At 62.5% G+C, this 12,325-nt stretch carries 11 protein-coding genes and 1 pseudogene; 7 read left to right on the top strand and 5 right to left on the bottom strand.

The features are described 5' to 3' along the window. Window positions 1-76: 76 nt before the first annotated feature. Together NKI68_RS00315 and NKI68_RS00310 are read left to right on the top strand one after the other, a co-directional pair. Window positions 77-1,042 carry a VOC family protein gene (locus tag NKI68_RS00315; RefSeq protein WP_254544702.1) on the top strand — a complete coding sequence of 322 codons (966 nt, stop codon included), beginning with the start codon at window positions 77-79 and terminating at the stop codon, window positions 1,040-1,042. A gap of 631 nt (window positions 1,043-1,673) precedes the next feature. Next, on the top strand, window positions 1,674-1,916 hold the full coding sequence (locus tag NKI68_RS00310) for a hypothetical protein (RefSeq protein ID WP_254544700.1): 243 nt from the start codon (window positions 1,674-1,676) through the stop codon (window positions 1,914-1,916). 33 nt (window positions 1,917-1,949) lie between these two features. Here NKI68_RS00310 and NKI68_RS00305 read toward each other — a convergent pair whose 3' ends face one another. Both NKI68_RS00305 and NKI68_RS00300 read right to left on the bottom strand, forming a co-directional pair. Beyond that, the gene (locus tag NKI68_RS00305; protein WP_254544698.1) at window positions 1,950-2,765 is read right to left on the bottom strand and encodes an IclR family transcriptional regulator; all 816 of its coding nucleotides are present in this window, start codon (window positions 2,763-2,765) and stop codon (window positions 1,950-1,952) included. 1,297 nt (window positions 2,766-4,062) lie between these two features. Next, complete coding sequence (locus NKI68_RS00300; RefSeq protein WP_254544696.1) at window positions 4,063-4,836, bottom strand: IclR family transcriptional regulator; 774 nt, start codon at window positions 4,834-4,836, stop codon at window positions 4,063-4,065. A gap of 482 nt (window positions 4,837-5,318) precedes the next feature. Here NKI68_RS00300 and NKI68_RS00295 point away from each other — a divergent pair, with 482 nt between their 5' ends. Further along, the gene (locus NKI68_RS00295; protein WP_254544694.1) at window positions 5,319-6,287 is read left to right on the top strand and encodes a thiamine pyrophosphate-dependent dehydrogenase E1 component subunit alpha; all 969 of its coding nucleotides are present in this window, start codon (window positions 5,319-5,321) and stop codon (window positions 6,285-6,287) included. Between the two features lie 2 nt (window positions 6,288-6,289). Beyond that, a complete protein-coding gene (locus tag NKI68_RS00290; RefSeq protein WP_254544692.1) occupies window positions 6,290-7,294 on the top strand; it encodes an alpha-ketoacid dehydrogenase subunit beta in 1,005 nt (334 codons plus the stop codon). A 66-nt stretch (window positions 7,295-7,360) separates the two neighbouring features. On the opposite strand, the gene NKI68_RS00285 is transcribed toward NKI68_RS00290, so the two are convergent. Both NKI68_RS00285 and NKI68_RS00280 read right to left on the bottom strand, forming a co-directional pair. Then, window positions 7,361-8,263, bottom strand: a complete 903-nt coding sequence (locus NKI68_RS00285) for an isocitrate lyase/PEP mutase family protein (protein ID WP_254544691.1) — start codon at window positions 8,261-8,263, stop codon at window positions 7,361-7,363. Window positions 8,264-8,438: 175 nt separating this feature from the next. Continuing rightward, complete coding sequence (locus tag NKI68_RS00280) at window positions 8,439-8,885, bottom strand: VOC family protein (RefSeq protein ID WP_254544689.1); 447 nt, start codon at window positions 8,883-8,885, stop codon at window positions 8,439-8,441. Between the two features lie 67 nt (window positions 8,886-8,952). Here NKI68_RS00280 and NKI68_RS00275 point away from each other — a divergent pair, with 67 nt between their 5' ends. Next, window positions 8,953-10,299 (top strand): NAD(P)H-dependent oxidoreductase, encoded by a 1,347-nt coding sequence (locus tag NKI68_RS00275; RefSeq protein ID WP_254544687.1) that lies wholly within the window; start codon window positions 8,953-8,955, stop codon window positions 10,297-10,299. On the opposite strand, the gene NKI68_RS00270 is transcribed toward NKI68_RS00275, so the two are convergent. Then, the gene (locus NKI68_RS00270) at window positions 10,263-10,679 is read right to left on the bottom strand and encodes an isocitrate lyase/phosphoenolpyruvate mutase family protein (protein WP_254544686.1); all 417 of its coding nucleotides are present in this window, start codon (window positions 10,677-10,679) and stop codon (window positions 10,263-10,265) included. The genes NKI68_RS00275 and NKI68_RS00270 overlap by 37 nt on opposite strands. 117 nt (window positions 10,680-10,796) lie before the next feature. Here NKI68_RS00270 and NKI68_RS23885 point away from each other — a divergent pair. Together NKI68_RS23885 and NKI68_RS00265 are read left to right on the top strand one after the other, a co-directional pair. Next, a pseudogene (locus NKI68_RS23885) lies at window positions 10,797-10,871 on the top strand (twin-arginine translocation signal domain-containing protein); the annotation flags it as partial. Window positions 10,872-10,874: 3 nt separating this feature from the next. Continuing rightward, the gene (locus tag NKI68_RS00265; RefSeq protein WP_254544684.1) at window positions 10,875-12,248 is read left to right on the top strand and encodes an ABC transporter substrate-binding protein; all 1,374 of its coding nucleotides are present in this window, start codon (window positions 10,875-10,877) and stop codon (window positions 12,246-12,248) included. The last annotated feature ends 77 nt before the right edge of the window (window positions 12,249-12,325 follow it).

The following is a 12,325-nucleotide window of genomic DNA, read 5'->3' as shown; positions in this document are numbered from 1 at the left end:
TAGGAATACGTTCCGGGGGGTAATATACAGAAAATGTTATGACGGGGGCGACGTTACTGTGGGGTTGTATCATACCATGCCAGAAATCGATGGGATACACCACGTAACGGCGTTTTGTGACGACCCACAGGAGAACTACGACTTCTTCACGGAGGTCCTCGGACTCCGCTTCGTCAAGCGAACCGTGCGATTCGATGTCCCCGAGAAAATCTACCACCTCTACTACGGGGACGAGGAGGGGACGCCTGGGACCGTCGTTACCTACTTTCCGATGACGAACATGCCGATGGAGGAGGGCATGGTTGGGAAGGGGATGATGAGTTCGGTCGGCCTGACGATACCGGAGGGATCGGTCGACTACTGGACGAACCGATTCGAGGAGTACGACATGGAGTACGACGTCGAGGAGCGCTTCGACGAGACGGCCATCTCCTTCACCGACCCGGACGGCCTCCCGTACGAACTGGTGACCGGTAAGTCCGATATCGAACCGTGGACGGAGACCAACGACGTCCCCGCCAAACACGGCATCCGTGGCATGTACAACACGACAGTCCACTCCTCTGACCCCGCCGGTACGATGGACGTGCTGGAAGTTATGGGCTGGGACCGCATCGGCGAGGCCACGCACCCCCAGGCCGGCGACCGCATACGTTACCGGGCGCCCGGCGACGCGCCGTGTGCTAACAAGGTCGACATCCTCATCCGCCCGAACGCGCCGACCGGCGTGATGGGCATCGGAACGTACCTCCACGTCGCGTTCCGGGTGGAAAACGATTGGGAGCAGGACCAGATCAGCGGTGAACTCCGCGAGAACGGCTATATAACCACCTCGCGGAAGGACCGCGACTACTTCCACTCGCGGTACATCACCGAACCTGGCGGAGCCATCTTCGAGTACGCCACGATGGGTCCCGGCTTCGAGATCGACCAAGACCCCTCAGAGTACGGCGAGGAACTGAAGGTCCCAGACTGGCTAGACGTCGACATCGAGCGCATCGAGGAGATGCTGCCGACGCTTGAGACCAGGCGAAACCGGTAACCCCCTGCCTTCTTTCGGCGTACCGTCCCCCTGCCATCACTGTCTTTTCCTGACGGCTCGACCGCCTTCACTAGGCTGACACCAAGGTCTATTACTCGCTACTCGGTCTCAGTTAGCATGCGAACGGCACGGTACTACGGAGTGCGAGACGTACGCGTTGAGGACGTCGAACCGTAGTCGCTCGGGCCGAACGAGGTGCTCATCGAGGTGGCTACGTATGGCATCTGTGACTCCGACCTCCATGCGTACGCCGCCGGGTAGATCATGATTCTAGACTCGCCACCCCTGGACGGGCGAGTCGATCCCCATCATCGACCACGAGATCAGCGGCCCGGCCTCGGAGACGGGCAAGGCGTCTCCATTGACGTGGAAACCGATGTCGCCGTCAACCCCATCGTCTGGTGTGGCGACTGTCGGTACTGGCCAAGGAGAGTTACCACCTCTGTTCGGCCAGTGGGTTCGTCGATTTCCCGGGCGGTGGCGGCGAGTTCTCCGAGCACCTCGTCGTCTCCGCCGACCAGGTCGTTCTGCTCCCCGACGAGGTACCGGTCGAGATTGCGGCGCTAGTAGAACCGTTCACCGTGGGCGTCCATCCGGTACGGCGCTCGGAGGGTCGAACTGGGGGGACAGCGTGGCTGGGTTCGACAGCGGCTCCATCTGCCTGATGGTGCTGCAGGCGGCGGCCATGAAAGGCGCGGACCCGGTATACGTTTCCAAACCGGATCCGTATCGACGCGGCCTCGCCGAGGAGTATGGTGCCGACGAGGTGATAGACCTTATCGCGACGGACCTGGTCGAGTACGTCGCCGAGGGAGGGTTCGTGTGGCTGCTCGACGAGGAGAGTGAAGCGGTGAAGATACTCGCTCAGTCATAACGGACACGACGTACCGAGAAGGCGGGGCGACGGCTACTCTGGACAGAACATCTGGACGGGCCCCGAGGAGTGAGTAATGTTCAGTTCCAGTTCATTTACTACGCTCAGGAGCAGTTCTGGAAACTCACCGGTCAGTTGGTCTTCAGTCATTCGGTGTCGCGGGCCCGTGATGCTACACGTGCCGATGAGAGTTCCGTCGGGGACGAGCGGGACAGAGACGGCAACCAGCCCCTCCGTACTTTCCTCTCGGTTAAGGGCGTACCCCCGGTCGCGGATCGTTTCTAGCTCATCGAATAGCTCGTCTTCGTCCGTTATCGTGTGTTCCGTCGCCTTCGGGAGTCCGACTCGATCGATAACCCCCTCCACTTCGGATTTCGAAAACTCTGAAAGAATCGCTTTCCCTCCTGCTGTTTGGTTCAAGTATAGCCGTCGGCCTAAGCGCGTCCGCGTAAACACTCCTCTGTTCCCGTTTTCTCTAAATAGCGTTATTACTCGATCCTTCTCGGGGATGCCGAACAGAGCGACTTCGTTGGTTATCTCTGCTAACTCCTGGATTTGGGGTTTGATGAGTTCCGATCCGATGTATCTTGATCGTATGAACCCTCCATAATCTAGGAATCGAAACCCGAGGGTGTACTCCTCTCCCCGCTTCACCACGAAGTCGTGGTCCATCAATGTGGTCAGGTGCTTGTATACTGCCCCTTTGGAGTAACCAGTTTGGTCGACGATCTCGGTCACTTTACCGCCGTTTATCTTTTTCAGAGTTTCGACGATCGTAAACGATGTCTCGACAGCCTTCACACCGTTTGCGCTCTTTGTCTTTCCCCGTCGATTGTCGGATTCAGCCATGACACGTGTTATAGACTCTCCAGTGATATAGTTTACCAATCGTTGAACGAATCCCGGAAGTAGACTCCAAGAAGCAATCTCGGTAGACGGTACCGACGGTGTCAGCTGGATATAAATCAATTTCTCTCACCTCCTAAGATTCATGTACACCGCGTAAGGCGGGAGAGCCAGCAATCAGAGCGACAAACATGTATATGATTAGAAATAGCTGAATATACTATCAATTCCACCGGTTGATTCACCCAAATCCAGTAAGATACCCGTATATCGATGGATCTAGTTGTAAAAGTTACTCATACGTGAACTCTAGACTCAAAATAGAAAAATATCTGGGCCACCTACTAGGAATTTATCCCATTAGTAATATTGTTCTGACTGTATACTCCGGTCTATCACTTAACTCCCGCTATGATTGAAGACGTACATCATATCATACCGTCAGCACGATTGGTGAAACTGAGGCCGCCGAATATGACCGTTGTCAATTGGCTATCGGCGCGTGGGCACGCCTCGTTACTAACTCGGCATCGCTGGCGAATCGTCACTACATAGGATATCTGATCCGGAGTCCAGATAGCGAGAGCGGTGGTCTCGACAGCGGACGAACGACTAGTAATCGCTCAATTGGAGCGGACCTAGAAAGTCCAGCGATTGTCCGACCTCATGACGGCGCTCCTGTTGGCCCCCCGCGAAACGCGGCGTCGCAGACCCAGCGTCATTCATTGATGCCGAACTCCTCCTATTTCTCTTCCTAGATAGAGTAGACTGGAAAACGGACCAGGATAACATCTATACTGATGTTACTCCTTATCAGAGGGGGACTACTGTACAACCGTACTCGAGACTTCGATACGCCTAGGTACCGACAACAATACTATTGCAAGTTAACGCAACCATGCGAACCCCTCAGGTAGAGTCAATCCCAAAAGAAATTACGTGTATTCAGAACACTGTCTACTATGCTGATTCTGCCGCCCGTACCTGCGTCCTCTTGAACTGCTGGTGGTTATGAATCGCGAACCCCCGTCGTCGGAACACTCCGGGGAGTTCCTCATCGGGGAGCCCATACGGGTTACTCGTCGTCGATGCCATCACGCCGAACTCGAATCCCTCAGTCGTTGGAACCCTTCGTAGGGGTCCACGTAGCCGCCGCTCGGCGCGTCACCTGGCTTTTATCGGCGGCCACGCCCTCACCGAGACGGCTCTCAGAGCGCCTGCGAGGGCGGACGCCCGAACTGGTCCGACGCGGACGGTAGAGCCGACGTCCGTTACTGCCACGGTGTCGTCATGCCGGGCGTCATACGGCGAACTCGACCTTCAGCTCGAACTCGTTCACGGCCTCGAGCGTCATCTCGGGGAGGTCCTCGCGGAGCCAGTCGTCCTTCAGCCGACGGGTCGGTCCGCCGACGCCGAGCGCCCCGAGCACCTCGCCGTCGTGAGAGCAGACCGGTGCGGCGACGCCGCGGTACCCGACGATGTGCTCCTCGAGGTTGTAGGCGTACCCTCGCTCGCGGACGGCCTCGAGTTCCTCGAACAGTTCGTCCCGGTCGGTGATCGTATGCTGGGTGACGGCGGGGAGCCCCCACTGATCGACGACCGCGTCGACGCGCTCGGGGTCCCAGTAGGCCATCATCGCCTTGCCCGACGCGTTGGCGTGGAGGTATATCCGCTTGCCAATCCGGGTGTCGACGCGGACGGCCTGGTCGCCGGGCGACGTGTAGACGTGGTAGCCGCGGCCGTTCTCCTCGACGATGAACTGCACCTGCTCTCCGGTCCGATCGGCCAGACTTCGCACTACCGGCATCGAGAGACGGTTGACCTTCTTCCGGTCGCGTATCAGCCCGCCGATGTGGAGGAACTCCAGTCCGAGGTGGTACTCGTTACCCTCGCGAACCACGTACCCCAGGTCGACGAGCGTCGCGAGGTGTTTGTGGGCAGTGCTGTTCGCCAGTCCCAGGTCGTCGGCGACCTCGTACAGCCGGGCGCCGTCCTGCTCCTTCAGGTACTCAACGACCGTGAAGGAGGTCTCCGTAGCCTGCACCGTTTGTCCGTGGGCGTCGCGTTCGTCCATGTGTACGCGTAGCAAGACCACCGACTTAACTTTACTATGTGTGAAGATTGATGTTTTTTCGGGGGCGATCCGTCGAACGGGGTCCGTCCGCCCGGATTCCGCCGTTCTGGAGGTAATGTCCGGTGAAGGGCTTGGGCGAAAACGCCCAACGAAACGGTGTCTCCCGTCGACGGTACCTTCGTTCATCGTGAATCGGGGGCTCTACCGTCGGCGTTCGAACCTCACGCGCTCGGTCCGCCGTTTTCGTCGGTCTACAATCGCAGACGTGGGCGGAAGAGAGCGTCCACTGATAGACGGAGTCGCGTTCTAGGGCCAGCGCGAGACTTTCGTCATCGTGGAGGAAGGCGACGATCCGACGCGCTCGGCCCCGTCGACGACGAGCGCGCAACAGGTCGTACGCGGCTAGAGCGCCGGATGGAGCGGTCGTAGCGAACGCCGAGCAGAACGTTTAATACGCCTCTGCGGTACCTGTTCAATGCGCAATGTTAGCAGCCGATACGCTACGAGAGTTGTATCGAGAGATGTACACCATCCGTTACTACAACCGACGGTTGCGGGAGGCGTACGACGACGGTGAGGGCATCCCGTCCGGAATCCACGGCAGCATGGGGCAGGAGGCGCCCGCGGTCGGCGTCTGCCATCTGCTGGGCGACGACGACTGGGCGCTCGCCTCCCATCGCAGTCCGCACGTCGCGATCGCGAAGGGGAGCGACGTGAAGGGCCTGGTGGCCGAGCAACTCGGCAAGCAGGGCGGTATCTGCAACGGGAAGGCCGGCGAGCAGCACATCCTCGACCGGGAGGCGAACTTCGTCTCGGGTGCGATCGTCGCCCAGCACCTCCCGGCCGCGACGGGCATCGCCCTCGCCAACAAGAAACGGGGGAACGACAACGTGGTCGTCGGGTTCGTCGGCGACGGCGCTGCCAACCAGGGCGCGTTCTACGAGTGTCTGAACTTCGCGAGCGTCCACGACCTCCCCGTCGTGTTCGTTATCGAGGACAACAGGTGGGGGATAAGCACGCCCAAGGACCACGTGACCGCCGTCGAGGACAACTCCAAGCGGGCGGTGGGACAGAACATGCCCGGCAGGCGTATCGAGGACAACGACGTGCTGACCGTCCGCGAGGAGGCCGCAGAGGCCATCGAGCGCGCTCGGAGCGGCGGGGGGCCGACGCTCCTCGAGATAGAGACGTACCGCCTCATGGGCCACTTCTTTGAGGACCCGGAGGACTACCGGACGCCGGGGGAACGAGAGGAGATGGAGGCGGACGACTGCATGCCGAAGATCCTGAACGCCGTCCGCGAGGCGGGCGTCACCGCGGCTGAGGTCGCCGACGTCGAGTCCGCGGTCGAGGCCGAGGTCGACGAGGCGATACGGTACGCCGTCGACCAGCCGACACCGGACGCCGCGGTCGCGACGAGGGGGACGTTCGCGGAGACTCGGAGGACGTAACCATGGCACGTGAACGACGCACGAGGATGAGCCCGGCCGTCGTGTCGGGACTCCGTGACGAGATGGCGATGGACGACGACGTGTTCGTCATGGGAGAGGACGTCGGCGAGTTCGGCGGGATATTCGACAGCACCGAGGGCCTCTACGAGGAGTTCGGCGGTGACCGCGTGATGGACACGCCCATCAGCGAGACGTGCTTCATCGGGGCCGGCCTCGGGGCCGCGATGGCCGGTCTCCGACCGGTCGTCGAACTGATGTACGTGGACTTCGCCGGGGTGGCGATGGACCAGATCTACAACGAGATGGCGAAGACCCACTACATGAGCGACGGGTCCCACCCCGTCCCGATGGTGCTGATGACCTCCGTCGGGATGACGCCGTACCAGGACCCGACGCACACCCAGACGCTGTACGGCACGTTCTCCCACCTGCCGGGCATGAAGGTGGTCGTCCCGAGTTCGCCGTACGACGCCAAGGGGTTGATGCACAGTTCGGTCCGCGACGACAACCCGGTCGTCTACATGTTCCACAAGCAGTTGATGCTCGGGATGTTCGACTTCGCCGAGGAGATCGGGACGGACGTCCCCGACGAGCCGTACGAGGTCCCCATCGGCGAGGCCGACGTCAAGCGCGAGGGGACCGACGTCACGATAGCCACTCTCGGACTCCACGTCCACCGCGCACTCGAGGCCGCGGCGCGACTCGGCGAGGCCGGCGTCGACGCCGAGGTGCTCGACCTGCGGACGCTGGTGCCGCTGGACGACGAGGCCGTCATCGAGTCGGTCCAGAAGACGGGTCGCCTGCTCGTCGTCGACGAGGACTACCGGTCGTTCGGACTGTCGGGCGAACTCGTCGCCCGCGTCACCGAGTCGGAACCGGAGGCGCTGGAGGCGGTGGCGCGCCTCACGCCCCCGGACGTTCCGATCCCGTATTCCCCGTCCCTGAAGGAAGTGGTCGTCCCGAACGTCGACGACATCGTCGGCGAGGCCGAAGGGCTGGTCGAGTGAGGGGGTGAGCTCGTAGCGGACGGGGTGGGTGAACAGCGACAGCGCTGCCGTACGCGAACCGTCGACTTAGCCGTCCATCTCGACGTCGGTCACGTCGATCTGACCGTATGCCTCCTCCCACTCGAGCACCTTCGAGAAGCCGGCGAACTCCACCCACGAGCGGTCGAGGTCCTCGATCTCGTCCATCATCTCGAAGGTCACGTCGAGTCCCTCCTCGAGTTGCTTCGCCCGCCTGTACACGCCGATCATGGTCGCGCGGGTCGCGAGCATCGAGACGATGGCGACGTCGTAGCCGTACTCGGTGAGCGTCTCGGGGTTCAGGCGGGGGTGGTAGCCGTTCCAGTCGTACACCAGCGGGGCATCGATTTCCTCGCCGACGCGGATGACTTCCTCCTCGGTGGACTGGCCGATGACGAACGCCGCGTCCGCGCCGAGATCGACGGCTCCGTTCAGTCGTGCTATTGCGTCGTCGAGGGTGGCGTTCTCGGCGCCGGGTGCGTCGCTCCGGGCTACGACGACGAAGTCCTCGTCGTGTTCGTCTCGGACGTCACACGCCGCTTCGACCTTCGAGAGGAATCGGTCCTCCGAGACGACCTCGTGCCCCGAGATGATTCCGCGCTTGGGCGTCGCCTGGTCCTCGAGGTGAATCCCGGCGACACCGGTGTGGACGAACTCCTCGACGGTTCGAATCACGTTCCTGACGTCTCCATAGCCGTCGTCGGCGTCACAGAAGACCGGCACGTCGACCTGAGTGGCGAACTTCCGCGCGTTGTCGAGTACCTCGGTCAGGGTCGTGAGACCGACGTCGGCGTAGCCCGACCGGGCCAGGGACGTCCCGAACCCGGTCATGTGGATGGCGTCGAAGTCGGCCATGTCGACGATGCGAGCGGTCAGCGGGTCGTGTGCATCCGGGCACACGAGCAACTCCTCGCTCGCCAATAGCTGTCTGAAGGTTGCTCCGGCGGACATCACGTGACGATGTGCCGCGTCGCGCATAAAGTACGGGGTGAATGTGGCGCTCTGACGCAACCGATCGACCGAGAGGCTCGACGCGCGTCGTCCCTGCCGCCGGAAGGTCGTCCGTCGTGAAGGGAGTCACTACCCGAGAGCGGCGAAATTCTCGCCCGGTCTACGCCCGACAGTATCAGGTCTCCAGCAGTTCGACCACGTTGCCGTCGGGGTCGAGAGCGTAGGCGACCGTCGCCCCGTTCTCCAGAGTCTGCGGAGGGCTGACGAAGTCGACGTCGTCAGAGAGGCGCCGGTACTCGGCGTCGAGGTCGTCGACCGTCAGGCAGACGTGGGCAGCACCCACATCGTCGTTCGAGACGCCCTCGTTGGCGTTCCTCGACGAGTTCGCGTACTCGAGGACCTCTATCTGGAAGCCGCCTGCGTCGAAGAAGACGATGTCGACATCGGCGTCCGGGACGCCCACGAACCGACCGAACGCCTCGTCGTCGAACGACAGGCGGTCGGCGACCGGCAACCCCAGTCGCTCGCCGTAAAACTCCTCGGCGGCGTCGATGTCCGAGACTGTCACGCCGTAGTGGTGTGGCTCGTACGTCATGCGGGAGGGTCTTCCGACCGAGTCCACATAAATCCGCTCGCTGGCATAGCTTTATAGTAGTCCGATATGACGGTGCGAACGTGTCACAAAACCCATGTTGAACCTACCCTCACAACTGACAGCCCTCGACGACCCGATCCGCGTCGGCGTCATCGGCGCGGGACTCTTCGGGTCGAACCTGATAGATCAGGTCGAGCGGGTAACCGGCATGACCACGGCCGCCATCGCCGACATCGACCGCGAGAAGGCCATAGAGACGTTCGAGCGCAACGGCGTCGCCGGCGACGCCGTACGACTGGTCGACGGGACCGACGAGGCCGACGAGGCGATGGCCGACGGCGATCGGGTCGTCATAGGCGACGGGGTCGATCTCGCCCGGGCCGACGTGGACGTGGTCGTCGAGGCGACGGGCGTCCCCGAGGTGGGTGCCAGACATGCGTTCGTCGGCCTCACCTCCGGGACGCACGTCGTCATGGTGACCGTCGAGGCGGACACCGTCGTCGGCCCGATACTCTCGCGGATAGCCGAGCGCAACGACACGACCTACTCGATGGCCTACGGTGACCAGCCGTCACTCATCGTCGAACTCTGCGACTGGGCGGAAACCGTCGGTCTGGACGTCGTCGCCGCGGGCAAGGGCAACCCCTACCTCGAGGAGAACCACCACGCGACGCCGGACGACATCTTCGACCGTATCGGCTTCGAGGAGGAGTTCGTCGAGCGGCAGAACCTCAACCCCCGAATGTACAACTCCTTCTTCGACGGTACCAAGGTTGCCGTCGAGATGTGCGCCGTCGCCAACGCAACGGGGCTGAAGCCGGACGTGCCGCGGATGCACCTCCCGACGGCGGAAATCCCGGAGATTCCGGAGAAACTCCGCCCGAAGACGGACGGCGGCATTCTCGAGTCGAGCGGCGTCGTCGACACGGTCAGTTCGCTCTATCCCGACGGGTCGGAAGTCGACGAGGACGTGAGCTTCGGCGTGTTCGTCGTGACGACGACGCCGGAGCCGCGCGTCCGGGAGTATCTCGACCAGTACGCCGGCACCGGCCTCTACACCGCCAGCGACGGCAAGTACCAGGTGTTCTACCGTCCGTTTCACCTGCCGGGGCTCGAGACGCCCGTCAGCGTCGCGAACGCGGCGCTCCGGAACGAACCCACCGGCACCCCCAGAGAGCGGGTGGGCGAGGTCGTCGGCGCGGCCAAGCGCCCCCTCGAACCGGGCGACGAACTCGACGGCGGCGGCGGGTACACGGTCTATGGGGTGCTCGTCGACGCCGACGACGCCGACGCCGAGAGGTACGTCCCCTTCGAGATACTCGACGGTGCCACGGTTACGAGCGAGGTGGGCTCCGACGAGATCGTCACCTACGATGACGTTGAGCTCGACGGAGACTCGTTCATCTACCACCTCCGGCAGGTACAGGACAGCACGCTGTAGCCGCGACGACGGTAATCATCGGCGGCACCGTGTTTGTCGGAACGTGGATCGCCGAGCATCTCCTTGAGGCCGGCGAAGAAGTCGCCTACCTTGCCGTCGCTCCCTGCAAGTGCCTTGACGATGAAGCCGTCGCCGGCCTCGTAGATGACAGAATCGTCGACGCTCTCGCAGACGTTATTCGCGTTGGTGACTGTCCCCGACATCGTCGTCAATCCAACGTCGGGGTAGCCGGTGACCGACAGCGACGTCCCGTACCCCGTCACGTATATCGCCTCGGGGTCGGCGGTCGCCGCGGCGCGCGCCGTCAGGGGGTCGTGGACCCCCGGACAGACGAGGACGCTATCGTCTTCGACGAGTTCACCGAACTGTCGTCGTGACATCGAGCAGGTAGAGAGCGGGGTGGCGCATAAACGCTGGCGTGGCATCCCCGATCTGTCGAGACGGCCGTGACAACCGTTATCTATTTACACCCCGGGCCGGATCTGTCAACTGGTACTATGAGCGAGAGTGATCCGTCACGCCGAGGATTTCTCAGAGGCGCCTCGTCGGCCATCGCCGCAGGTGCACTTGGGTCGTTGGCGGGATGTGCGAGCGATCAACCGACGACGAGCGACGGCGGCGGCAGTGAGAAGGTCACCGTCAACTTCTGGTCGTTCCTGGCTGCGGAGAACGCCAAGGCGGGGGAGCACTTCGAGCAGTCCCTGAAGAACTTCGAGTCGATGAACCCGAATATCGGCGTCAACATGCAGGCCATCTCGGGCGGGCAGATGCGGAATAAACTCCCGTCGGCGGTGTCGGCCGGCAACGCCCCGGACCTCGCTGAGGGCGGCATCGCCGGCCTCGAGTTCTTCCTCGACGGCACGCTAGCCGACCACGGGTCGTACGTCGAGGGCGGCGACTTCCTGGACGGCTTCACACAGGCCAACCGCGACTCGATGACCTACCAGGGCGAGTACTGGAGCGGCGGCGGCAACCGGCACCTCGTCTCGATGCTCGCGGTTCGCCCGAAACTGTTCAAGGATGTCGGCGTCGACGATCCAGCCCAACTGGAGACGTGGACGGGCTACCGCCGCGCGCTCGAGAAAATGACGCAGAAGCACCCCCAGGTCTACGCCTACGAGGCGACGGGTGCGCCGAACGACCTGGAGTCGTACTGGGGTGAGGCCCGAACGGCCTACTCCGGCGGCGAGGACCCGTGGTTCGACTCGAAGGCCTGGGAGAACCCGACGGACTCGCTGAAGGTCGGGCAGGCCGGCCGGACTGACGGGATGATAAAGAACATCATCGATATGGCGAACGCGTACTCGAGCGAGAAGGCCGCAACCCGGAGCGACGAGCAGGTGCCGCCGCTCCTCCTGACCGACCAGGCCGCCTCGTTCACGTACGGCCTCGGCAACCCGGTCCGGTACCGGTCCGTCGAGCAAGACGTCACGTTCGGCTGGGACGGCGACATCTGGCAGGGGCCGATTCCGAAGCTCGACGCCAATTACGGCCAGGAGTTCGGCATCGACGAACTCGCGGGCAAGGAAGGTGCCCACGGCGGGCACCTGTGGGCGATCCAGATGATGAAGCAGGCGTTCGGACAGGACCACAACAAGCCGGAGCAGGCGTTCAAACTGATGACGTATCTGAACACCAGCGCCGACCACAACCTCACGCTCCTCGCCGAGGACTACCCGGCGCTGGCGGCCTACAAGCCGCTGAACCAGAAACTGCTCTCGCAGTACGGCGACTCGATGCCGCAGATTCAGAAGGTGATGTACGACCTGCCCAAGCAGTACGGTTCGCAGTACAACAGCGCGGGGGCGAACTGGGACCTCAGGGAGACCAGTCAGATCCGGTGGACCGACCTCAACCAGACCATCAGCGAGGGAATCGCCGGCCAGCACTCGCCCTCGGGGACGGTGGAGGCCATCAAGAACCGGATCACGAAGACCCTGTCCAAGTAGGACGGGACGCGCCACGGGCCGACGTTACGTCTCGGCTCCGACGTCCGTTCTTTACGGTCGCCGCCGAATCCGCGGGA

The organism is Halomarina pelagica, from assembly GCF_024228315.1.
In the GTDB taxonomy this organism is placed as follows: domain Archaea; phylum Halobacteriota; class Halobacteria; order Halobacteriales; family Haloarculaceae; genus Halomarina; species Halomarina pelagica.
The sequence above is the reverse complement of the archived record's forward strand: the minus strand, read 5'-3'. Positions and strand labels throughout refer to the sequence as shown.